The organism is Rossellomorea marisflavi, assembly GCF_001274775.1.
GTDB lineage: Bacteria > Bacillota > Bacilli > Bacillales > Bacillaceae_B > Rossellomorea > Rossellomorea marisflavi.
Map to the genome: position 1 here is coordinate 1,404,108 of NZ_LGUE01000001.1, position 22,817 is coordinate 1,426,924.

General features: G+C 47.3%; 30 protein-coding genes. 8 read left to right on the forward strand and 22 right to left on the reverse strand.

The features are described from left to right. Positions 1-18 precede the first annotated feature (18 nt). Together AF331_RS07015 and AF331_RS07020 are read right to left on the reverse strand one after the other, a co-directional pair. Positions 19-234, reverse strand: coding sequence for a biotin/lipoyl-containing protein (locus tag AF331_RS07015; protein WP_053427385.1), 216 nt, complete (start codon positions 232-234; stop codon positions 19-21). Between the two features lie 15 nt (positions 235-249). After that, positions 250-1,605, reverse strand: a complete 1,356-nt coding sequence (locus tag AF331_RS07020; protein WP_053427817.1) for an acetyl-CoA carboxylase biotin carboxylase subunit — start codon at positions 1,603-1,605, stop codon at positions 250-252. 195 nt (positions 1,606-1,800) lie between these two features. Between AF331_RS07020 and AF331_RS07025 the strand changes: the two genes are divergently transcribed. Next, a complete protein-coding gene (locus AF331_RS07025) occupies positions 1,801-2,277 on the forward strand; it encodes an N-acetyltransferase (protein WP_048004149.1) in 477 nt (158 codons plus the stop codon). A gap of 49 nt (positions 2,278-2,326) precedes the next feature. Here the strand turns inward: AF331_RS07025 and AF331_RS07030 are convergent, their stop codons facing one another. From AF331_RS07030 to AF331_RS07040, 4 genes are all read right to left on the reverse strand, one after another. Further along, positions 2,327-2,923, reverse strand: coding sequence for an RsfA family transcriptional regulator (locus tag AF331_RS07030; protein ID WP_053427386.1), 597 nt, complete (start codon positions 2,921-2,923; stop codon positions 2,327-2,329). 70 nt (positions 2,924-2,993) lie between these two features. Further along, positions 2,994-3,737: an enoyl-CoA hydratase/isomerase family protein gene (locus AF331_RS07035; RefSeq protein WP_053427387.1), complete on the reverse strand. Its 744-nt coding sequence runs from the start codon at positions 3,735-3,737 to the stop codon at positions 2,994-2,996. A 100-nt stretch (positions 3,738-3,837) separates the two neighbouring features. Next, the gene (gene rpmF / locus AF331_RS21795; RefSeq protein WP_034755898.1) at positions 3,838-4,011 is read right to left on the reverse strand and encodes a 50S ribosomal protein L32; all 174 of its coding nucleotides are present in this window, start codon (positions 4,009-4,011) and stop codon (positions 3,838-3,840) included. 60 nt (positions 4,012-4,071) lie between these two features. Further along, positions 4,072-4,614, reverse strand: coding sequence for a YceD family protein (locus tag AF331_RS07040; RefSeq protein ID WP_053427388.1), 543 nt, complete (start codon positions 4,612-4,614; stop codon positions 4,072-4,074). Positions 4,615-4,853: 239 nt separating this feature from the next. On the opposite strand from AF331_RS07040, the gene AF331_RS07045 reads away from it, so the two are divergent. Next, entirely contained in the window at positions 4,854-6,074 is a 1,221-nt protein-coding gene (locus AF331_RS07045) for a nucleotidyltransferase (protein WP_053427818.1), read from the forward strand. A gap of 12 nt (positions 6,075-6,086) precedes the next feature. Here the strand turns inward: AF331_RS07045 and AF331_RS07050 are convergent, their stop codons facing one another. Together AF331_RS07050 and AF331_RS07055 are read right to left on the reverse strand one after the other, a co-directional pair. After that, positions 6,087-7,139 (reverse strand): SepM family pheromone-processing serine protease, encoded by a 1,053-nt coding sequence (locus AF331_RS07050; protein WP_053427389.1) that lies wholly within the window; start codon positions 7,137-7,139, stop codon positions 6,087-6,089. 5 nt (positions 7,140-7,144) lie between these two features. After that, positions 7,145-7,924: a patatin-like phospholipase family protein gene (locus AF331_RS07055; protein ID WP_053427819.1), complete on the reverse strand. Its 780-nt coding sequence runs from the start codon at positions 7,922-7,924 to the stop codon at positions 7,145-7,147. A 157-nt stretch (positions 7,925-8,081) separates the two neighbouring features. Here AF331_RS07055 and ylbJ point away from each other — a divergent pair, with 157 nt between their 5' ends. Beyond that, on the forward strand, positions 8,082-9,296 hold the full coding sequence (gene ylbJ, locus AF331_RS07060; protein WP_152915549.1) for a sporulation integral membrane protein YlbJ: 1,215 nt from the start codon (positions 8,082-8,084) through the stop codon (positions 9,294-9,296). Between the two features lie 85 nt (positions 9,297-9,381). On the opposite strand, the gene coaD is transcribed toward ylbJ, so the two are convergent. Both coaD and rsmD read right to left on the reverse strand, forming a co-directional pair. Beyond that, on the reverse strand, positions 9,382-9,870 hold the full coding sequence (coaD, locus tag AF331_RS07065) for a pantetheine-phosphate adenylyltransferase (RefSeq protein WP_053427391.1): 489 nt from the start codon (positions 9,868-9,870) through the stop codon (positions 9,382-9,384). Between the two features lie 22 nt (positions 9,871-9,892). Further along, a complete protein-coding gene (rsmD, locus tag AF331_RS07070; protein ID WP_053427392.1) occupies positions 9,893-10,447 on the reverse strand; it encodes a 16S rRNA (guanine(966)-N(2))-methyltransferase RsmD in 555 nt (184 codons plus the stop codon). A gap of 339 nt (positions 10,448-10,786) precedes the next feature. Between rsmD and AF331_RS07075 the strand changes: the two genes are divergently transcribed. Continuing rightward, positions 10,787-11,176 (forward strand): DUF7147 family protein, encoded by a 390-nt coding sequence (locus tag AF331_RS07075; RefSeq protein WP_053427393.1) that lies wholly within the window; start codon positions 10,787-10,789, stop codon positions 11,174-11,176. A gap of 27 nt (positions 11,177-11,203) precedes the next feature. Here the strand turns inward: AF331_RS07075 and AF331_RS07080 are convergent, their stop codons facing one another. Further along, on the reverse strand, positions 11,204-11,479 hold the full coding sequence (locus AF331_RS07080) for a YlbG family protein (protein WP_053427394.1): 276 nt from the start codon (positions 11,477-11,479) through the stop codon (positions 11,204-11,206). 66 nt (positions 11,480-11,545) lie between these two features. On the opposite strand from AF331_RS07080, the gene AF331_RS22330 reads away from it, so the two are divergent. Continuing rightward, the gene (locus tag AF331_RS22330; protein WP_160316495.1) at positions 11,546-11,896 is read left to right on the forward strand and encodes a hypothetical protein; all 351 of its coding nucleotides are present in this window, start codon (positions 11,546-11,548) and stop codon (positions 11,894-11,896) included. 35 nt (positions 11,897-11,931) lie between these two features. Here AF331_RS22330 and AF331_RS07090 read toward each other — a convergent pair whose 3' ends face one another. The 4 genes from AF331_RS07090 to AF331_RS07105 all read right to left on the reverse strand — a co-directional run bounded on the left by AF331_RS07090 (position 11,932) and on the right by AF331_RS07105 (position 13,536). Next, complete coding sequence (locus AF331_RS07090; RefSeq protein WP_053427396.1) at positions 11,932-12,381, reverse strand: YlbF/YmcA family competence regulator; 450 nt, start codon at positions 12,379-12,381, stop codon at positions 11,932-11,934. A 55-nt stretch (positions 12,382-12,436) separates the two neighbouring features. Further along, the gene (locus tag AF331_RS07095; protein ID WP_053427397.1) at positions 12,437-12,817 is read right to left on the reverse strand and encodes a hypothetical protein; all 381 of its coding nucleotides are present in this window, start codon (positions 12,815-12,817) and stop codon (positions 12,437-12,439) included. A 63-nt stretch (positions 12,818-12,880) separates the two neighbouring features. Beyond that, positions 12,881-13,117, reverse strand: a complete 237-nt coding sequence (locus AF331_RS07100) for a YlbE-like family protein (RefSeq protein WP_053427398.1) — start codon at positions 13,115-13,117, stop codon at positions 12,881-12,883. 14 nt (positions 13,118-13,131) lie between these two features. Next, the gene (locus AF331_RS07105; RefSeq protein WP_235563585.1) at positions 13,132-13,536 is read right to left on the reverse strand and encodes a YlbD family protein; all 405 of its coding nucleotides are present in this window, start codon (positions 13,534-13,536) and stop codon (positions 13,132-13,134) included. Positions 13,537-13,671: 135 nt separating this feature from the next. Between AF331_RS07105 and AF331_RS07110 the strand changes: the two genes are divergently transcribed. Continuing rightward, positions 13,672-14,151 carry a PaaI family thioesterase gene (locus AF331_RS07110; protein WP_053427820.1) on the forward strand — a complete coding sequence of 160 codons (480 nt, stop codon included), beginning with the start codon at positions 13,672-13,674 and terminating at the stop codon, positions 14,149-14,151. Positions 14,152-14,180: 29 nt separating this feature from the next. Here the strand turns inward: AF331_RS07110 and AF331_RS07115 are convergent, their stop codons facing one another. Next, positions 14,181-15,233 (reverse strand): CAP domain-containing protein, encoded by a 1,053-nt coding sequence (locus tag AF331_RS07115; protein ID WP_235576329.1) that lies wholly within the window; start codon positions 15,231-15,233, stop codon positions 14,181-14,183. Between the two features lie 315 nt (positions 15,234-15,548). Here AF331_RS07115 and AF331_RS07120 point away from each other — a divergent pair, with 315 nt between their 5' ends. After that, positions 15,549-15,908 carry a YugN family protein gene (locus AF331_RS07120; protein WP_053427400.1) on the forward strand — a complete coding sequence of 120 codons (360 nt, stop codon included), beginning with the start codon at positions 15,549-15,551 and terminating at the stop codon, positions 15,906-15,908. Positions 15,909-16,049: 141 nt separating this feature from the next. Then, entirely contained in the window at positions 16,050-17,108 is a 1,059-nt protein-coding gene (ytvI, locus tag AF331_RS07125) for a sporulation integral membrane protein YtvI (protein WP_053427401.1), read from the forward strand. Positions 17,109-17,153: 45 nt separating this feature from the next. Here ytvI and AF331_RS07130 read toward each other — a convergent pair whose 3' ends face one another. From AF331_RS07130 to ctaD, 6 genes are all read right to left on the reverse strand, one after another. Next, positions 17,154-18,275, reverse strand: coding sequence for a GNAT family N-acetyltransferase (locus tag AF331_RS07130; protein ID WP_053427402.1), 1,122 nt, complete (start codon positions 18,273-18,275; stop codon positions 17,154-17,156). Positions 18,276-18,397: 122 nt separating this feature from the next. Beyond that, positions 18,398-18,859, reverse strand: coding sequence for a DUF420 domain-containing protein (locus AF331_RS07135; RefSeq protein WP_053427403.1), 462 nt, complete (start codon positions 18,857-18,859; stop codon positions 18,398-18,400). 40 nt (positions 18,860-18,899) lie between these two features. Next, complete coding sequence (ctaG, locus tag AF331_RS07140) at positions 18,900-19,808, reverse strand: cytochrome c oxidase assembly factor CtaG (RefSeq protein WP_053427404.1); 909 nt, start codon at positions 19,806-19,808, stop codon at positions 18,900-18,902. Between the two features lie 162 nt (positions 19,809-19,970). Then, complete coding sequence (gene ctaF / locus AF331_RS07145) at positions 19,971-20,303, reverse strand: cytochrome c oxidase subunit IVB (protein WP_053427405.1); 333 nt, start codon at positions 20,301-20,303, stop codon at positions 19,971-19,973. Between the two features lie 4 nt (positions 20,304-20,307). After that, complete coding sequence (locus AF331_RS07150; RefSeq protein ID WP_053427406.1) at positions 20,308-20,937, reverse strand: cytochrome (ubi)quinol oxidase subunit III; 630 nt, start codon at positions 20,935-20,937, stop codon at positions 20,308-20,310. Next, positions 20,937-22,808, reverse strand: coding sequence for a cytochrome c oxidase subunit I (gene ctaD, locus AF331_RS07155; protein WP_053427407.1), 1,872 nt, complete (start codon positions 22,806-22,808; stop codon positions 20,937-20,939). The genes AF331_RS07150 and ctaD overlap by 1 nt, the downstream gene beginning before the upstream one ends. Between the last annotated feature and the right edge of the window lie 9 nt (positions 22,809-22,817).

Genomic DNA, 22,817 nt, shown 5'->3' on the forward strand with positions numbered 1-22,817 from the left:
CCTCCTCGTTTGTGAATGTCAATCTTCCAGCAGAATCAGCACATCATCTTCATTAACAAAATCTCCAATATTCACCTTTACCTCTGCAACCGTTCCTCCAGCTTCCGCTTCAACGGGAATTTCCATTTTCATGGATTCAAGCATGAGTACCATTTCCCCCGCCGAAATGCTTTTACCTGTTTCGGTCAATACATTCAATACAGTGCCTGCCATGGTGGCTTTGATTTCTTTCATATTCGTTCCTCCTCATTATGATTGTTGTTGTGCAGACAGGTAATCCTGTAGCCATTTAGTGGAGTAAACCCCATCAACGAACCCATCGGCTGATAATACTTCCCGGATGAGGGGAAGATTGGTTTTGACCCCTTGGATCTCCACCCCGCCGAAAAATCTTCTTGCCGTCTCAAGGCAAGCCGCGCGGTCCTGCCCGCTTACGATGCACTTGGCGATCATCGGGTCATAAAACGGTGTCACCTTGTTCCCTTGTGCATAACCCGCATCGATCCGCACGCCGTCCTTCTTTTCTCCCCACTTCAGTGTGGAAAGGAGACCAGGGGACGGGAAGAACGTTTTTGGATCTTCGGCATAGATCCTGAACTCGATGGCGTGCCCCCTTGAGAAGATTCCCTCTTGAGCTGAGATGGGCAATTCTTCACCTTGGGCGACCTTCAGCTGCCATTTGACAAGATCAAGTTCCGTCACGGCTTCGGTCACAGGATGCTCCACCTGAAGACGTGTATTCATTTCCAGGAAGTAGAACTGCTCATCACGGTCCACAATGAATTCCACGGTGCCGGCATTGGTGTAACCGACGGCTTTTCCTGCCTTCACTGCCGCGGCAAGCATCAACTCCTTGGTCTTTTCCGAAAGGGCCGGTGAAGGGGATTCTTCAATCACCTTCTGATTCCTCCGTTGGACGGAGCAGTTCCTTTCAAACAGGTGAACAAGATTACCTCGTTGATCCCCGAAGATCTGCACTTCGATATGCCGGCTTTCATCTATACATTTTTCAAGAAATACTTCGTCGTTCCCGAAATACGCTTTTGCACGATTCCGGGTCGAATCAAAATGTTGAACGAGCGCTTGTTCATCGGCACACCGGATCATCCCGATGCCCCCGCCCCCGCCGCTCGCCTTGAGCATGACCGGATAGCCGATCTCGGCGGCAAGGTGCTTTGCTGATTCAAGGGATGCACAGCCTGATTCACTTCCGGGTACGACAGGTACGCCCGCATCCTTCATGATCTTCCTGGCCTTCACTTTATCCCCCATGACCTCGATGGTTTTCCAATCGGGGCCGATGAAGATGAGCCCTTCTTCTTCTACCAGCTTGGCAAATGAAGCATTTTCAGATAATAGACCATAACCAGGATGGATGGCATCCACCCCTTCACGTTTCGCCACTTCCACGATCGTATCCATCATCAGATAAGAACGGTTCACTTGAGACTCCCCGATCCTGAATGAATGGTCCGCTTCTTTGACGAACGGCATCTCTTCATCTGCATCTGAATAGACCGCTACGGTTTCAATCGATAACTGTTTGCAGGTGGAAATGATCCGCGAAGCGATCTCCCCTCTATTGGCGATGAGTATTTTCTGTATCATCTCTCCCCCTCCTTCATAGTAGGAATTCTACAAAAATCGTGGAATTCCTCTCTAAAATGTAAACGTTTTCTCATTTGAGTGCAGAATTTTTTGTTTATTTGTTATATAATAATAATATATCGGGCAATTAAGGGTAAATAAATTGAAAGCGGATCATCCGCAATCATTCAAATGTTTCAGGAGGGATTTCAAATGGCAAATAAAGTAGAGAAGCTGAAAGTCAATTACAAAACTCTCGAAGAGTTTAAGAAGTTTAAAGAATATGGTGTTCAAGAGCTTTCCATGCTCGACGACCTTCAGGAAAATATCATTGAAAACGATAGCGAATCCCCGTTTTATGGAATCTATTTCGGCGACACGCTCGTTGCCCGCATGAGTCTTTACCAGCGTGATGCAAGGTTCGACCAGTACTTCGATCCAGCTCAAAATTACCTTGAGTTGTGGAAGCTTGAAGTCCTTCCTAAGTATCAGAATAAAGGATACGGCAGCATCCTCGTGGAATTCGCCAAAAGCTTCGGGCTTCCGATCAAAACAAATTCCCGCATCAAGTCCCAGGGGTTCTGGGAAAGGATGGACTTTCATCAAGTCACGTATGATGTCGAACGGGATCTCAGCGAGAATCCCATGGTGTGGTTCCCTGAAGGAGTATCAGAACAAAAGCATGGTTGATCAACGAAAAAATCCGAACCTTCCCGACATTCCGGGGGTTCGGATTTTTTTACTTATTTAACCGCTGGAGATTCCCGTTTTTATCCATCTGGAATTTGACTTTATCTTCATTTCCCTGCAAAAGGGCCATCTTCCTTGCTTTTTCGAATATGGCCAGAAGGGATTTGTGGTCCTCTTCAAGAAGAGAATATTTCGACTCATAATTATAGAGCTGCGTTTCAATTTCTTTCATTTTTTCCTGAAGCTGATCGATTTGGTTAAGGAGTTTTTGATTTTCACTCCTGATCTCTTCTTCATGACGTACAGACTCCTCGGCTCGTTGTAAATAGTGAATGATGCTCTCAACCGACAGGTCTGTTGCTTCTTTGATCTGTTCCACTTCAGGAGAGGCTTCTTTTTTAACTTGAGGGGCACCCCTTTTGGTTTGTTTCCGCTGGTTCTTCGCAAGCTCGATTCCTGATTTGTATTGCTTGCGCACGAAAGAGTTCCACCGGAATCCACAGGCGGCTGAAGTCCTTGAAAGTTTCTTCCCCACCTCTTCAAAGGCCTGAAGCTGTGTGCCTCCATCCCTTATATATCTCAAGACCACTTCCGCCAACAACACATCCTCATCCTGGTTCCAAGCGTCCTGTCTATTCGAAGACATCTCCATCTCCTCCTGTAAAATCCATATACCCATACTTATGCCCTTACTAGAGTAGATAGAATCGCTCTTCCTACTTTTTGTTCAAGAATCTTTCCACCGCTTGATGGTGGTCGTCTGACGCCCAGAGCTTGGAACATCGCCGGATCTCCCTCTCTATATTTTCCATCAGGACAGCCTTGTCCCAGCGGTCGAGTAGCTGCTGTTTATATGCTTTCAGTGTCCCTATACTCTTCTCTTCCATGCTTGTTACGATCGGGTGGTCTTCCAATCTATGGGCGGAACTCACCAAAGCATTGATGAATCCGTAGTCATACAAGGTTTCTGCACTCTTGATGGTCCCGGTCATCAAAAGCTCCATGGCGCGTGGAGAAGAAATCCTCTCATGGAGCAGGGTGCCGCCGCCCCACCCTGTGGAAATGCCCAGTCTCCCTTGGACGAACCCCATCTTCACATCATCGGCCGCGATCCGCAGATCACAGGCTGCCGCGATTTCACAGCCTCCACCTACAGCTGTACCATTGACCAGTGCCAATGTTGGAATGGGCAGGAACGCCAGACGGACCAGTACATCCCCCATCTTCCTGAGCATGCCGTAGCTCTCTTCTTCCGTCTTAAGCCCGTGGAATGCAGAGAGGTCGCCTCCTGAACAAAATGAATCTGTTCCCGCACCGGTTAGTAGGAGCATCTTCACTTCCCCTTTTTCACATTCATCCAGGCATCGGGAAAAAGCCTCGATCAAATCGAAGTTGATGGCGTTCCGCTTTTCGGGACGATTCAAGACAAACCTCATGATTCCGCTTTCATTAGTGTGCATTATAAACGATCCCACGTCTGTTCTCTCCTTATAATCATTTTATCTATGCAAAAAAGCGTGAAGAGCCATGGTCTCTTCACGCTTTTGCAGCAGTCGGCAATTATTTGCTTACTACTTCTTTACCTTTATACGTTCCGCACTCTTTGCAAACACGGTGTGCAAGTTTCATTTCACCACAGTTTGGGCATGCTACCATACCTGGTACACTGAGTTTGAAGTGTGTACGACGTTGTCTTTTTGCTGTTTTAGATGTTCTTCTAAAAGGTACTGCCATTCTTCCCACCTCCTTAAAAGATAGTCGTCTATGAAGCCAGAACGAACTGGTACTTCGCTTTTAAGATTTCTTGTTTTGATCAAGAAGTTTTGCCAAGTCAGCGAGACGAGGATCTACTTTCTTCTCTTCCTCTTTATCGACAGCATGAGCCTGTTCTTCCGTCATTACTTCCCAGTCTTTACCGGAAGGCATTTCATTCTGTTCCCTCGCTTCATCACTGAGTACCTGCATGGGAATCTCAAGTATCAGCAACTCTCTTATAGCTGGTTTTAGGTCAATTACGTCCCCTTCAATGCGATGTATTTCCTCTTCCTCATACATGTCGTACTCCCGTTCATCGAGAAGGTACGTTTCAATCGTATGGAGGTCGACAGGCACATCCACTTCGACGAGGGTTCTTGAGCATGGAAGAACCAATTTCCCTTCAATATGCAGGTGGAAGGTGACACGATTTGAAGCGATGTCGGCCCTGCCTGTCACATGGATCGGGGAAACTCTGATGACTTGCGGATCAATCTCTTTTATATCGTTGAGATCAACCGTTTCATCAATCGGCATTCCTTTATCTCTGTACTTTTGTAATTGAATGATTGACCATTTCAATTTGTCATCACCTCAAGGCAACAAAGGTAATTATAGCTTTCATAATACCGTTTGTCAATATTTTTTCTTTACACGCTTTTCAACGTCAGTGTTGCTATTATAACGTTTATATCGGACTGGTTTCAAATATTTTCTCATATTCCTTTACGGTGCGTTTTGGAGGTGCTGGAGTATCTTCGGGTATAATGGGAAAAGGAGCACCACCTATATCCATGAGAAACGGAAAGGATGATCGTATATTGAATGCAACAGGAATCATAGTCGAGTACAATCCATTTCATAACGGCCATTTGCACCATCTGGAAATGACCAAGGAATTGACGGGTGCCGATGTCACCGTAGCCGTCATGAGCGGTTATTTTCTTCAGCGCGGGGAGCCTGCACTCCTCGGCAAATGGGAGAGGGCCGGCATGGCACTGCACGCGGGAGTGGATCTCGTAATCGAACTCCCATACAGCTTTGCGACCCAGCATTCATCGGTTTTCGCGAAGGGAGCGGTATCCCTTCTTGATTCTGTCGGGTGTTCAAGCTTCTGTTTTGGAAGTGAGGATGGAAATATTGAAACCTTTGAAGGGACGGCGAATACGCTCCAGACAAGGCAGGCAGAGTACAATGCGGCTATCAGGAAGTATTCTAAGGAAGGATTGAGCTATCCCGCCGCCCTCTCAAAAGCATTCCTTTCCCTCGGATTGAAAGAGCCCTTCATCGATCTGAGCAAGCCCAATAATATCTTGGGCTTCCACTATATCCAGGCAAGGGATGAGATCGACAGCGGGATGAAGGCTTATACCGTTACCAGGAAGGCCGCTGACTATCATGATGAACATTTCGCTTCTCCATCGATCGCGAGTGCAACGAGTATAAGGAAAGCCCTTTTCGGTGATGGGGACCCGGGGGAGATCCGCTCGCTCTTGCCCCCTGAGAGCATGCGCGCCCTCAAAGCATATGAAGATACATATGGCTCTCTTCATCGGTGGGAAGACTATTGGCCGCTGCTTCAATATAAGATCCTCTCCACCCCGATCGATCAACTCCGGAGGATATATGAAATTGAAGAAGGAATCGAACACCGCATCGTGGAATGTGCCAGTCGATCTTCAAGTTTCACCGAGTGTATGAACAGATTGAAATCAAAGCGTTATACATGGACAAGGCTACAACGGATGCTCCTTCATATCCTGATGAACGTCACTAAAGAAGAAATGAGTGCCCGCAGCAGTCGTCCGTCTTACATCAGACTTCTTGCCATGAGTGCCTCTGGCCGTGAGTATCTAAGGTTGCACAAAAAAGCTATTTCCCTTCCACTGATCAGCAAGCTTTCCAGTGCCGACCCGGTTGAGGCTGCCCTTGATATCAGGGCAGCGAATATTTTTTCCATGGGCCTGAAAGGACCGGATGCTCGAATGGAATCCATGAAAAAGGAATGGTCCACCCCTCCCCTCCAATTACAAAAAAGCTGACCCCCGGCGGGATCAGCTTTTTTTTGCTTTTAACGTTTGAAGGAATGCGATCGCCTCATCGAATGACTTGACCGGTATGATCTTCATGCTGGTATCGATATCCTTTGCCGTCCTGACGGCCCCTTTATAGTTCGACTCCAGGTCGGGGTATTCCTTTTTCATTTCTTTAGTGATCGTTTCGTCCGGGGCCAGGAAGTATTCTGCACCTGCTTTGTCTGCTGCAACAACCTTCTGTTCAATTCCACCGATCCGTCCCACGGTACCATCTTCAGAAATGGTCCCAGTGCCGGCAATATCATGCCCTTTCGTCAAATCACCTTTCGTGAGCTGATCATAGATTTCCAGGCTGAACATCAAACCAGCAGAAGGACCACCAATATCTTCGGTCTTCAGCTTCACCTTCGGATTGGTGATGATTTCCTTGTCGTCCGTGAGGGTGATCCCGAGACCGACTTTATCTTTCATATCAGGAAACTCCTGCAGGGGGACTTCAGCCGTTTCTGTCTTCCCGTTACGCTTAAACGTGATCGCAACTTGATCACCCGACTTCTTTCCTTCGACATACGAGATGAATTCTCTGGACGATTGGAAGGCCTGATCATCGATCTTTGTGATCCGATCCCCTGCTTTCAATACGTCTTCTGCGGGCATGGAAGGATAGATGCTCAGGACATAGATTCCATTGTATTGGAATTCATACGGCTTTCCTGCCTTTTCGAATGCCACTTCCACGGCGTTATTCTGGGAATCAGCCATGAGCTGAAGCTGTCTTAAATTGTATTCTTCATCCGTTTCATGAGGGCTTCTGATTTCATCCACGGGATAAATATGCTCATACTTACTCAGACTCGCCACGATATAGGCAAAAATATTCGCCTTTCCCATCCTGACAGTCGTGAGCATCAGTTCGCCCTTGCTGTCATATCCATCTTCGACTTTTACAATCGGACTGAGTTCATGGGCATCGCCCGGCTTCGTCACATAATAGGGCAGATAATAGAATGATGCGGCCACCATAAGGACCGTCATGATGATCAGAGTCCTGATCAGTGTCTTCATTTTCATTGTTGCTACTCCTTCCAATCGTCCAGTGCTTTTTTGATGGAGGGGATGATTTTCCTTGCTTCATCCTCCCCGATCTCGATGATTTCCTCTATATTCTTGAAAGCCCTGGTGCTGTACATTTCCACATGGGGACGGATCATGAAGTCGGATGAGATCTCCCTGTGCGCGACAATCTCAAGCTGCAGGATATCAATGCTCTGCATGATGACATCGTATACGGTCGTGATGTCGGCATTTCGCTTTACGTGGGATACATCCACTCCAATGACGATATCCGCCCCCATTTCTTTCACCACAGACACCGGGACCCGGTCAATCACCCCGCCGTCCACAAGGATCCTCCCATTGATTCTTTCAGGAACGAACACACCCGGGATCGAGATGCTCGCTCGCACAGCCTCGGCGATGGGCCCGGACGAGAATACGACCTTTTCGCCGTTCGTGATATCCGTGGCAACGACGCGGACGGGGAGATTGAGATCTTCGATATTTTTCTGGTGGGTGAATAATCGGATGAAATCCTTGATTTTCTTTCCTGAAATAAACCCCATCTTCGGGACGGTGAAATCCAAAAAGTATTTTCTTCTGAATGTGGTGGACAGCTTATACAGATCCTCCATTTGATGGCCGACTCCATAAAAACAGCCTACCAGAGCACCCATACTGCTCCCTGCGATCATATCCACCGGGACCCCTTCGTCTACGAAAGCTTTCAGGACACCAAGGTGGGCAAACCCCCTTGCCCCTCCTGAGCCAAGGGCCAATCCAACTTTCGGTCTGTTCATGGCGATCCCCTCCGCATGCTGTTTGTACATCATATGGTCTATTTCCAAGTGCTATGAGTATATTGGGTATTAAGAGGACAAGTTACCTTTATTTTATCAAACTTTCACATTATAAGGAAATCCGTAGACAGGGCAGGACGCTCTAGGAGGGTATCGTTTGACTATGACAAAATGGAAAACCGTATTATTATCAGGCGGCGCTCTCATGATGGCAGCCGCACTGATTTCCATGCCGGGAGAATCGCTGCAAGCCTCCACCCGTGGCCTTGATATCTGGTGGAAGATCGTCTTTCCATCCTTATTGCCGTTTTTTATCGTATCGGAACTACTGATAGGATTCGGTGTGGTCAGGTTGATCGGGATACTCCTCGAACCGTTGATGAGACCGCTCTTCAAGGTACCTGGTGTCGGTGGGTTTGCCTGGTCGATGGGAATGGCCTCGGGATTTCCGGCAGGAGCTCGGCTCACCGCGAGGCTCCGGCAGGAAAGACAGTTATCACGGATCGAAGCGGAGCGTCTCGTTTCCTTCACCAATTCGTCCAATCCACTCTTCATCTTCGGGGCCGTATCGGCCGGGTTCTTCCAGAATGCCACATTGGGCATCATCCTTGCCCTCTCACACTATCTCGGCAATGTTGTGGTCGGATTGACGATGCGGTTTTATGGAAGGAATGATCATGAAGGGGCAGAGCGGTCGGTGCGACGGAAATTCTCTGTCAAAGAAGCCTTTAGAGGGCTCCATGAAAGCCGTATGGCTGATCATCGCCCCCTCGGTAAGTTGCTTGGGGATGCCGTGAGTTCTTCCATTCAATCCCTGCTCATGATCGGAGGGTTCATCATCCTCTTCTCAGTACTGAACCAGGTTCTCTATCATTTGCATATCACGACAGTACTGTCATCAGCTATCTCTTCCCTGCTCTCTTTCTTCCACCTTCCGCCTAACCTGAGCATCCCTGTCATACCCGGGTTATTCGAAATCACCCTGGGGTCACAAATGACAAGCGAATTGGCGGAGGTGAGCTTATTTCAACAGGCTGTCTTGGTCAGCTTCCTATTAGGCTTCAGCGGATTCAGCATCCAGGCTCAGGTGGCAAGCATTTTGGCAGAGACCGACATCCGGTTCAAACCATTCTTTTTCGCCCGGATCCTTCATGGAGTCGCTGCTGCCCTCATCACGATCTTTTTATTCAAACCTCTCTTTGGCCGACTGACCGACGGGGAAGCTACAGGGGCCATTCCTGTATTTTCTCAGCAAACAAGTTCCTTCTGGATCGACGCGATGGATATACTAACAAAGACTGGTCCCCTGTTCACAATCATCTGCCTCCTCCTTTACTGCCTGCTATATGCCAAAAGGCTGAGATCCTCATGAAAATCAAGGTGAAAACAAATAAAATCCGAACGGCCACCGGCATTCATTGAATATCGGTTCCGTTCGGATTTTTTTGTGAGAATCTTTAACGTGCCTGCTTATATTTCAGTTTCAGCGCCTCTTCAACCGGCTTCGGGACGAGCTCTGAAATATCTGCTCCATATTTCGAAACCTCCTTCACGATACTCGAGCTCAAAAACGAATATTGATTGTTGGTCATGATGAAAAAGGTTTCAATTTCATCTTCGAGGACACGGTTCATGGATGTAATCTGCATTTCATACTCGAAGTCGGAAACAGCTCTCAATCCCCTGATGATGGCACTCGCATGGACCTTCTTGGCGTAATCCACCAGAAGCCCTTGAAAGGAAGCCACTTCAACATTGGGTAAATGAGCCGTGGATTGACGGATCAGCTCCATCCGTTCATCAACGGTGAATAATGGCTGCTTAGATGAATTGCTCAACACCACGACGTGAACTTTATCAAACACTTTTGCCCCGCGTGTGATGATATCCAAATGTCCATATGTAATGGGGTCGAAACTCCCCGGACAAACTGCAATGTTGGTCATGATTCTATCCTCCAGATTTCGTTTAATCTTCCTGTTTAAAGATGGAAATACGGATGATCCCGTAGGTTTCTTCTCTACTCTTATGCAAGCTGCCAACCTGATCGGCCAGTCTGATATCAGAACTGTGCTCACATACTATGGAACCGTTTTCATCCAAGAGTGCATGTTCATCGATGACCGTGAGCAGATCATGGAGCTTCTGCTGCTTATAGGGTGGATCAAGAAAAATATAATCGAATGTCATTTCCCTTTTGATCAACGCCTTCACAGCCCTGACCGCGTCATTGCGATACACTTCACTATGATCCCCTAGCGCCAACTCGGCCAGATTCATTTTGATCGTCTTGATTGCCTGTTGGTCCCGGTCCACGAACACGACCTTATCAAGCCCCCTGCTCAAGCCTTCGATCCCGAGGCCGCCGCTTCCCGCAAATAGATCCAGGGCCGTTCCTCCCTCGAAATAGGGACCGATCATATTGAAAAGGGACTCCTTTACTTTATCCGTAGTCGGCCTCGTCCCGCTTCCCGGGACAGCCTTCAACTGTCTACCTTTGAAACTTCCAGAAATTACTCTCATAATCATCCACCATATATGTATTTTTCTTCATTATCCTATCATATTTCAACAAGAATCGCCACAGCCCGATTTTTTCAGATCACAGGTATATTCCAAGGAACATTGGTGATACTGTAGGTAACAGCATCTCTACTGATGTTGTTGCCAACCGCGGAGAAGACTTACGATTCCCCATAAGTTCTTCCTCCGGTTTCTCCTCTCCCTTTGCCTTCGATCCAGAAATGGATATGGAAGGACCCTGCAGTATTGCTGCAGGGCTTTTTATGTTTGATGCGTCTTTACTATTATGGCCTATTTTGAAATAATGGATTTCAATACATAAAGGAAAAGGGGAATACCATGATTCAACGTTTTATCGAGCTAGGAGAAGGATTTTCTGATATTTATGAGTTGGCGGCACTTGCAGAACACAACCGAGACCGGCTCAAGCATATGATGGCCTTCCATACGGATATGAAGGACCGCGTCGTGACGTCACTTGCCGTCGTGATGGAGCCCACTACAGAAGGCGGTTTCCAGGCCATTTATATCTGCAGGGAAGGCGTGCCCAATCCACACACCCTACCGAACAAACGATACAGCCTATTTGAAGAGACAGCCGGGCGCCTCGGTAAGACGATCATCGAGATGGATGTAAAGCCTTCGACCCTCTATCCTGAAAAGGCTCTCTATTACCAGCATCTGATTGCCATACTCAGATTGAACCACTATATCCCTCCGTTGCAATAGAAAAGAGATGCCGTCTCACGGCATCTCCTAAAAGCCCATCTTATAATCGTACTCCTTCGCCTTATCCGGTCGTGAATTCTCAAACACGGACTTGATAAAAGGCTTGTGAGAAGGGTCAACCCGCTTCACATAGGAATATCCCGAAATTTTCTCCATGATGCTTTGGAGATCTTCCTGATTGCAGTACAGGACCACATATTTCATCTTCCTTGAAACATAATGCACATTTCCGAAGCGCCGTAGGGACTTCGCATGCTTCAGACTATGTAAATAAACAACTAAACCTTGTCTCTCCGTCAACATTTTGCTTCCCCTTTAGGAATCACTTTTTTTCAAGTCTAGCATAAACCGAATGAAACAATCAAGCGCATGATGATACGTGAACCCAATGCGAACGGAGTGAAATCGATGGACCTCGAAACCATTTGGCATCAGTTCCTCACCCATCTTCAGGCACAAGAGCATATCTTGGACGCAAAGGTCCAAAAGCGAGCCGGAATCCCTTTTTTGTATGTAGAGTCGAAGCTTAGTCGGGAAGAGTTGGAATACCATATCCGGAAATGGTCTGCACGCGCCATGCGTGGAAAAATGCTCCACTCGGAAACCATTTTTTTCAGAGCATCCGATGACCTTTCTGTGTACAGGCATCGGTTCTATGTGCCTCAGGAAAAAATGTTCTGTTGTGGGAACCTCTGTCCTGATTGTGTCCGTTTCAAATAAAAAAGATCAGGTGGATGCATCCACCTGATCTTTTTTTATGCAGAACAACTGCAGCTTCCACCTGACCCACAGCCGCCCCCGCAGGAGCCGCCCCCTGAAGAAAAGAAGGGATTACCAGAAGGAACTTTGACATTGGTCGAAACCGAATGCCCGATTAAGTGACTGACTTCATCGAGGAGATCCTGAAGTTCATTTTCGGCCCTCCGGAACTCCGCTACGTGGTCATCGAGGTCCATTTCCCGCTTGACCTCACGGATCTCTTTCATCACCGTTTTATAATCGGGATGATAGCGGCCAAAACGCTGAACCTCTTCATACAGGTCCTTCATTTTGGTAAAACGCCTTACCTTGCGCTGCGTTTCTTCGTTGTTTTGCATTTTATATAAACACTTGCGATAGTTCTCGACCACCTCTGACTGCAAAATCATCTGAGATAGTTCATCTGCAGTGTCCAGGATTTCCATCCTTTCAATAGTAGCAAGCATCATGCCCACCTCCATATCCGTATTCTAACAGATATAGAGGCAGGAAGCGAATATGCTATGAGATGGTCACATAGAATTTTTTCTTCATGCCCAGGGGCTTATTGTCCATCCCCACGACTTCAAGCTCAATCAAATGGGTCCCCTTGGGCATCCCTTTGATGATGAATGCAGCCGTTCGATGCTCTTCATAGACGTTTGCCGTACCGGACCTGATCACGATCTTTCCAGCCGTCGCACCCTTTTGTCTGTCTGTAAACGTCACGCCCGTGGCGATGCACTCCACGAGCACTTCGTTGCCCCGGGTAAGATGTTTCACTGATAAGCTGTTTTCCACGTGTGCAGCAACTGCTATACTTTTTGGCTCAGGCGGGGTATCACGGCATCCCGACAATGTTAGGGAAACAAGCCCAATAGCAAGAAGGGTTCTTTTTTTCATCTTCCATCACTCCTTGCTATTAGCCATCCCCATCCTTTTAATATTTATCCGGAGCTCTTCTCATCAACCATTGTTCATGGCCTGAAACATAGAAATCATCATAGTGGCCATCTGAACGCCATTGGAAAACTTCTGAACCCGATGGGGGATTGTTTTTTCGAAATGATGAATCGAAGCGATCTCAAACTTTTCCAGCTGATCCGGATTCCTGGAAAGCGTACGGTACCACTGTGGTGCATCCCGAAGATACCGCTTCAGATCATCGCTTGCGTGGATGTATTCGATGATATCACTTCTCAACTCTGTTCCCCTCCTTAATCCTGTCTGAATGAAAACGGGTGAGAAGGCCGTTTGGGTGTTTCTTCCCTTGGCGCTGCATCTCCCTTACCGGATTGAAACTGACTGATGACCCCCTGGACAGTACCCAAGGCTTCACTGAGATTGGTAATATGCTTCTGCAGCTGATTGGCATCCATTTTCTTGACGATTTCCCCGACCTGGTCCATCCATCCATTCTTGGATTCCTCTGCTTTCTTTTCTTCTTTCTGCTCGGATTTGTCCCTATAGCTGTTCCACCTCGTATCATCTTCTCCGAGAAGATACCAGTCTTCGAACAATTCCTGCCAGCTTGCCTGGCCACTGCGCACATCCTTGATGATCTTAGGGTGTTTCTTGACGAATTCCTTGAACTCATTCACTTTCGGATGTAATTTCCCCACTCCCCACACCTCCCATTCAGGCATTTACCTAGTACAGTGTATGAAAGGAGAAAAAGATTGGTGAAACGATCATGGATATAGTACGATGGACGGGATGTAAGACGATTCAGCATGAGGAAAGAAGGATGGAATACGATGAAAGAAGATTTAGCGAAGCTTTTGAATGAATGCATGGAATACGCATCAGAAGAGGATCTACACTCCCTTGGTCAGATGCTGGCGGGCATGAGGAAAAAGCAGGAGGATGGGGGACCTCTCCTTGGCGGTGTATTTGGAATGGAATGGGGAGAACAGGATGAAACCCTCACACTCACAATTCCCATCACCCCCCTTACCCATAATTCTCTAGGGATCGTGCATGGAGGTATCACGGCTACGATGGTGGATACCATCATGGGTACATTGGCCAATCGGGCGCTCCCTTCAGGATATGGAGCCGTTACAACCAACCTGAATGTCCATTATCTTGCACCGGGAACAGGCGGTGAATTAACTGCGACAGGACAGATTCTCCATCATGGGACGAAGACCATGGTCGTCGAAGGAAAAGTGATCAGATCAGACGGTAAGGTCATCGCCCACTCGACTGGCTCCTTCTTTATTTTCAAAAAATGACGAAAGATCCCGGGGAATCCGGGATCTCTTTAAGGTAAATCGGGCTTTTTGATGAAATTCTGGGTATAGTACCCTTTGTAAACCCCGACACCGATATGGGTGAATGCTTTGTCCAAAAGGATTTTCCTGTGCCCATCTGAATTCAGCCACCCATGCACGGCTTCAGGACCATCAAGGTACTGGGAAGCGATATTCTCACCAGCCGTTTGATAAGGGACACCCTGTTTATCCAGTCTATCTGTCAATGAACCCATGGCATCCGATTCGTGGGAAAAGTAGTTTTTATCGTGCATTTCCCGACTGTGGCCCCTGGCGGCGTTCGCCGTGGTTTCATCCCATTGGAGTGTGGATTCTCCATATTGCTTCCTCATGATATTTGTGATGGCGTATATCTGCTTTTCGTTCGCTTCGTTTACTTCCTCCCACTCTTCTTCAGAAGGCGGCACCTCTTCTGCCAGTTCCCCCCTATACATCATTTCATAAGGATGCATTGCAACAAGGGTTTCACTGTCCATGAAGCGGATACTTGATAGTTCACCGGTGAACTTGTCCAGGTACAATTGGGCATACAGATCGCCAAGTGGGACCAACAGCCTCGTATTGAGGTCCTCTTCGTTCAGTTCAAACTGATAGGATCCAGAATCAGATTTGACGACGATTTCTGAGTCGACGATGGTGAATCGATAAATGTCCTCAAGCTTTTGTCCTAGTTTATACGGGGCAACATCAAGGCCGTTCCCGATGGCATAAAGGGAGACCACCTTCTTGTCCCTGACCCCGAATTGTATGTATTCCGTATCCGGCACATTGTAAACCCACCAATCATAATTGAACGCACTGTCATCTATACGGTCTGGTTCTCCAAATTCTTTTTTGATTTCATTGACGTTCTTACCGATATAAACGGATAGGCCGGTTTTTGGTCTTTCTCCAGGCGGGGTCTCTGTCGACTGATCCAATTGATCATCTTTGTCCTCCAGCGTCTGGACGTCCGGACCCTTGAGCGGTTCATTTTCCTGTTTTTGGTCCTGATAGATCCCAAACACGGTAAAGATGATAAGAATGATACCGATCCTAAGCAAGGTCTTCAGATCTTCCCCCTCCCTTCTCTATTTACTATCATTATATGTTTCAGGTGGTAGAGGTAGTATCCTTTTGTTCAATCTGCCTACATTAAAGGATAGCATATTTTTCACTCTCTCAACACTAAGGATTCTCGGAATCACGAAGTGGACAGGGTCAAAATTCAGAAAATGGGGAAAACATTACGCAAATCGCCATCTTCTTCTACTGGAAGACATTGCATGAAAACGTTTTTTCCACTATTATTAATAGGAGAATATAAGGCACCTTTTCAAAAGGAAAGGCTATCGCTTGACCATCTAGGAGGGAATACAATGCATTTCACTGAAACGGGTTTTGAAGAGATTAAAGTCGACTTGAATCGACTGGATGACATCATGGAGTCCCACGGCCTCGTCCGTGCCGGTCAATGGGATTATGAACGTGTGACCTATGATCGTAAATTTGAAATTCGAGAAGGGATATTTTACCTTCGCCTGCAAGGCCTCGCCGTGGAAGGGGATGTGGGCAAACACGATGCTGTCATCCAGCTCATGACACCGCTCCTCGGCAAGCACTACTACCCTCATGGCGTGGAATATGGAGAAGGAGAAACCTTCCCGAAGCATTTGATCACGTCATGCGAGAAGCTCTTGAACGACGTTAAGAAAGAAGCAGCAGAATTTGCGTGGTAATACAAAAGACTGCCCCAGGGCAGTCTTTTATTATGCCCGTGGCCGGTTGGGAATTTCTTTTCCACCATGCAAAATGACTGTTCAATCTTTTATCCGTCACATATAATATAGATATAGTGTGACGTAGGAAGGAGTACTCCATTGGCTAGATTCAAAAACAAAAAATTCCTGATTTATCTTGGGCTGTTCATCGTGTTCATTCTGCTTTGCCTTTTCATCCTGCCCATTTCATTGCCATTGATCTTGGCATTCATGACGGCCTTGATCCTTGAGCCTTCAGTCAGAATGCTTCAGGGACGATTCGATTGGAAGCGCAAGGTGTCGGTTATGAGCATCTTTATCCTCTTTTTGCTCCTTTTGGGAGTTACCAGTTATTTCGTGACAACCAAAGTCGTAGGCGAAGGGGTCAAACTCGTTGAAAACACCCCTCATTATATTTCAAAGGTAGGAGACATCTGGGAAGAGTATGAGGATCGTCTTCTTGACTTATCCAAAGACCTCCCCGATACCGTCGTGAAGGAATTCTCGGATGATGTGCAGCACTTCTTGGACCGGTCCAAATCCAAAATCCTGCAGTCCTTCAATCTAGAAAAGATAAGCGCTTATCTAACATACATACCCAACTTCCTGGTAAGCCTTCTCGTCTTCCTCATAGCCCTGTTCCTGTTCATGCTCGATCTTCCTCGCATCAAACATATGATCTACAGTCATTTGACCGATGCGACGGCTGAAAAGGTGAACTTTATGATCTCAAGGATGACCGGCGTGTTCTTCGGATTCTTCAAGGCTCAGTTCCTGGTCAGCATCTTGATCTTTATCGTGACGTTGATCGGATTGCTCATCATCACACCTGAAGTGGCCATCATTATGTCGGTCATCATCTGGTTGATCGATTTCCTTCCCCTGGTCGGCTCCATTGCCATACTTGGACCCTGGGCCCTTTACCACTTCATCACGGGAGACATCAGCCTTGGTACACAGCTTTCCGTGCTTGCCGCCGTCCTTCTCATTATCAGAAGGACGGTCGAACCCAAAGTAATGGGGACGCATATCGGACTCTCTCCACTGGCAACGCTTATTGCCATGTATCTCGGACTTAAGCTCTTCGGAGTCATGGGATTTGTCATTGGTCCGTTTTTGCTGATCCTGTTCAATTCCGCGAAGGAAGCTGGAATCATCAAGCTCAACTTCAAATTGTAACACCATGCAAAAGGAGCCCCCATAAGGGCTCCTTTTGTCGTTCAATCAGAAAAAATCTTGGAAGCAGGTCTGCCTTGTTGTACTGACCGATTCAAGAAAGGCGACCTCATCAGCGTCGATATGACCCATAGCCTCTAAATCGGCCGCACTCAAAAAGCCAAAAGTGAAGGCTGATAATTCCTTGATGCCCACTTCCACATCTGCCGGGCTGCCATCACGTCGTTCCACCCCATTCACCGAAAGATGCCAGACAGCTGAATTCCAAGTTGCATGTTGATCCACTACCTTCAACGTAAAGGCTTCGAATGTTTCTTTATCGCGCAAATACGTTTTTAGAAACGGCTCTACATCCACGACCCTTGCCATGAAATAAGGATAGTCCTCCACCTTGATGCGTGGATTTTTCAGCATCAAGGGCAAAACCTCCCCTTCTGCCAGCTTCACCTTAACCGTTAATACCATGGAATCATGCTGACAAATGAAATTCCACAGCCCTTTCCTTGCCCCCGGGGTCAGTGGGAGAAATTCATCGACGGTCATCACGCCTTCTGAGATAGTGTATAGTATGTACCCTTCCATTTCGTCGGCATGATAGGTCGCTACGTGCCACTGATCTTCTTTCTTCTTCCACCATGCATCCGTGCGAACGAGCATCCCATTATGTTTCTTTGCGTATCGATCATAGGCTTCCATTACTTCTTTGGTCACCCCTTCACGTCGAATGGTACACGTGGCGGTTGATAAGGGACTCAATTCCTTCTGATCCACTGTCATCTGGCGATAGGATGCAAATACCTCCCAACCGAATTTCCGGTAGAAATCAATGTAAAACGGATGGAGCATGGAAATAAACTGTCCCGCTTCCTTCATTGCTTCTAGAGAATGAAGGAGGAGCTTCCTTACATACCCATTCCTCCTATATTCCGGGTAGGTGGCGACTCCGGCCACGCCTCCCATCGGGATCATCCGTTCTCCAAACCAAGTCTGGAATGGCATGAGGTGAAGCTTGGCCGCCAGGTGATCATCGTGGAAGATCCCAAAGATCTTCTGATCCCCCATCTGTTCACTTCTTTGTTCCCGCTCCTCTTCAGATAGCTTATATTGAAACGCGTATTCTGACAGCTGCAGGGACTGGCTATAGTCTCGTTCTTCAAGGGTTCGTATCATCGTATATCCTCCTTCCACCTTAAACTATTCGGTATAAACCTATGATATTCACAGATTTCGATCACAACCGTTCTGCAATGAGTGAAAATAAAAAAACCGCCAATAAGCTGGCGGCTGTTTGATCAATTTCCAAGGATGGCCTTAATGACGGAAGTCGTCTCCCCTCCATGGTAAAAGACGTACAGAAGCAAATAGACGGCTACACCGGTGATCGCGGTAAAGAACCAAATGATGCTCGTGATCGGACCAAGTTTCCTGTGTCTTTTCAGACGATCCTGATAGCCTGTCCATAAGCTCATAAGCCCGAATACCGCACCGACTGTAGCCAATGTGATATGGAAGACGAGGAAAATCGTGTAATAGATCTTCAGATCATCGGGACCACCGAATGAAGTGTTCCCAATGAATATCGTACGACTTGCATAGATGATGAAGAAGATGAGGGCAAAGATGCCTGCCAACGTCATGGTCTTCTGATGTTTCTCAAATTCCCTTTTCTTTATCTGCCACCACCCGATGGCAACGGTGATCGCACTGAGGACGATAAAGCTCGTGCTGATCGTAGGTAAGACTGGTAACGACATAATCTCAAATCCTCGCTTTTTCTAGTGTAAATATTGCTTTTTACGATTCGGTTGAAGATGGATCAATGACAGGGTCATATGACAGCTTCTCTTGTTTTTCTTGATCACTCCGGTACCATTGGAAAAACAGATTGAACAGCATGACACCGAATACAATCTCCTGGATGATCTTCATGATGACACCACCGAGCTGCTGGTCGTTTTCAATGGACATATTCGTAAATAATTCTGGACCACTGATGCTTAGGCCATCCAGGGTATTCGCAGGAACACAAAGGGCCAACGCTTTCATGAATTCCTGAGGGTCATAGTACGGCGCATACAAAGGATTCTCAGCAAATATAATCAATCCGCAGGCAGGTGTCAATAGGACAGCGCTCCCAAGGATGTATCCGATCCTTTTCAGTCCGCTCAGATCAATATCCTCATCTCCCGGATTCAGGAGAGGCCACCACATGAACAACGAAAGGATAAAGAGGATCGTCATGGCAAGGCCATGAGAAGTCGGATCCGTCCTGACATGGTCGAATACGATCGGGATATGGTAAATCGAAAAAATCACATTGAATGACAAAAGGGATATCAGGGGTTTTGTCATGAACCCGAATACACCTTTGATGACCGGAAGTTTGATGACGGCCTTCCACACCCACGTGGGGATTCCCAAAATGATAAGCGGGGTGACGACCAAGTACAGCAGAGCCATCTGGGTCATATGGGCTGAAAACAAGATGGAACTCAACACCTCGACGGGTGAACCCTTGACCACATAGAGGAGCAGCATTCCCAATATAAAGTACACTGCCTGTTTCTTTGTCAGCGGTTCGCTATCCGGAAAGCTTCTTCTCCATTTGACAGTCAACAAAAAATAGACCGCAATTAAAAATACAAGAGCCACAATGAAAAATGGACTCCACAACGCCATAAATCCAAAAATACCCAAAGGCATTTTCCACACCCCATTTCACTTATAGCACTTACCCTCATTATACTGACTCCCCTCAGGCACTTCAATGTGACCTGTTGACAAAGTCATGAACATTAAGGCAGTACGGTTCAAACACGAAGAAAAATGACCGGCCACAAACTCCGTGGCCGGTCATTCCCTCTTTTAGATCCAAACGATTGTAAGGAAAGCCAAGATCGTGATGAAGGCAACCAGCGCACCTGAATACAGGAAAAGCGATGGGGCTTCATGTCCTTTATGGCTCATATGCATGAAATAATACAATTGGAATACAAGCTGGACCACGGCAAGAAGCAGGATGAAAGGAAGTACGAAATACTTATCGAAATCCCCTGCAACAGCTATGAACGCAATCAATGTCAAGAAGATCATGAGCATGAAGGCGGTGAGCTGCATCCGCATATCTTCCTTGTTCTTCCTTCGTCTGTACTCGTAATCCACGCTTGGGTTACCTGAATTTGATTGTTGATTCGCCATCAGTTTATCCCACCATTCCCATTAAATATACTACTGTAAAGATAAATACCCAAACAACGTCGATAAAATGCCAATAGAGTGAAGCCAGATAGAATTTCGGAGCGTTGTAAAGGTTCAATCCCCTTTTAGCATTCCTGAGCATGAGTGTGACGATCCAAAGAAGACCGAAGGCTACGTGAGCCCCGTGGAAGCCTACAAGGGTGTAGAAAGAAGAACCGAAAGCAGAACTAGTAAAGGTGTGGCCATATTCATGCACATAATGATTGAACTCATAGATTTCCAGTGCAAGGAATGCTGCTCCAAGCAGGACTGTAATCAATAACCAGGCCTGCATCCTCTTTACGTTGTAGTTCTTCATGTGATACATGGCATAAACGCTTGTCAGTGAGCTGACCAAAAGGAGCATCGTAGCAAGGAATGCCAGCGGCAGATCGAATATATCCTTTGCCAGCGCATGACTATCACTTGGTACTTTATCCTTCAGTGCCAGATATGTGGCAAACAGAGAGCCGAACAGGACGGTTTCTCCACCAAGGAAAAACCAGAAGCCCATAAATTTATTCTTTCCTTCAAGGGTGGCCTTCTCAGGGGAGGCCGGCCAGGTCTTAGGCGTGAATTTTTCATCTGCATGCATTATGCCTTACCCCCTTTGTCGTCGTCATCAAGCAGATCTTCCTTATGGACGTGGTACCCATGATCATCAAGAACCGAACGGAAGAACATCGCTCCGAGTGTGATCAGCATGCCGATGATGAGGACAGGAAGAGCCCATGCTTTATCATCCACATGATACATGGCACCGAAAGCCGCAATGAACAGACCGAGTGAGACGATGAGCGGGATGATGGAATTATTCGGCATATGGATATCACCGATTGGTTCCGCAGGTGTCAATCCGTCTTTCCCCTCCATCTTCTCAAGCCAGTACGCATCCAACCCACGGATAAGCGGTGTCTGTTTGAAGTTGTAGAATGGCGGCGGTGACGGAATGGCCCATTCGATGGTACGGCCGTCGCCCCATGGATCATTGCCGACCCGGACACCTTTCACCTGTGTAGAGATGATATTGATCAGCAGGAAGATGACGGCTACGCCCATGAATCCTGCTCCAATGGAAGATACCAGATTTCCATTGTCAAGACCTTGACCAGGAAGGAACTTCCAGATACGGCGCGGCATTCCCATCAGCCCAAGGAAATGCTGGATGAAGAACGTAAGATGGAAACCAATGAAGAACAGCCAGAACGTGATCTTGCCCAAGAAGTCATTCAGCATGGTTCCAAAGATTTTCGGCCAGTAGTAGTGCGTTCCGGCAAGAAGTGCGAATACGACTCCCCCTACGATGACATAGTGGAAATGGGCAACGACGAAATACGTATCATGGAACTGATAATCTGCAGTCGCAGATGCGTTCATGATTCCGGTGACCCCACCCGCTACGAAAGTCGGGATGAAGGCGACCGCATAGAGCATCGGAGTCGTAAAACTGAGACTGCCGCCCCACATTGTGAGGAGCCAGTTGAAGATCTTGATCCCCGTCGGTACCGCGATGGCCATGGTGGCAACGGCAAAGATGGCGTTTGCGATCGGGCCTAGTCCGACTGTGAACATATGGTGAGCCCAAACCATGAAGCCGAGGAATCCGATCAATACCGTGGCAAAGACCATGGAAGAGTATCCAAATAGCCGCTTCCTCGAGAAGTGAGGAATGATTTCTGAGAATATTCCGAATGCCGGAAGCACGAGGATATATACTTCAGGATGTCCGAAGATCCAGAAGAAATGCTCCCAGATGATCGTGTTACCGCCATTGGCGACAACGAAGAAATTAGAACCGAACATGCGGTCGAATAACATTAGGAATAATCCCACTGTCAGAGCCGGGAATGCGAACAAGATGAGAGCGGATGTGACGAATACGGTCCACGTGAACAATGGCATACGCATATAAGTCATTCCGGGAGCCCTCATATTGATAATGGTGACGAGAAAGTTGATCCCCCCAATCAGTGTACCGGCCCCGGATATTTGAAGCCCGAGGACATAAAAGTCGATGCCGTGTCCTGGTGAATTTAGTGATAAGGACGCATAAGACGTCCACCCTGCATCAGGAGCACCGCCCAGGAACCAGGACATGTTCAGGAACACCCCTCCGGCAAAGAACAGCCAGAAGCCCAGTGAGTTCAGGAATGGGAATGCTACATCACGCGCGCCAATCTGGAGCGGGACGACCGCATTCATGAATGCAAAAATCAGTGGCATGGCCGCCAGGAAAATCATGGTCGTACCGTGCATGGTCAATACTTCGTTGTACAAACCGGCGCTTACGAAATCATTATTCGGTACCGCCAGCTGTATACGTATGATAAGGGCTTCCAAACCACCGACGAGGAAGAAGAATCCCCCTGCCGCGAGGTAAAGGATGGCGATCTTCTTGTGATCCACTGTTGTCAGGTAATCCCAAAGAGTCGCGCCGAAGCCTTTTTTCTGTGCGTAGCTACTCACGATTAAACC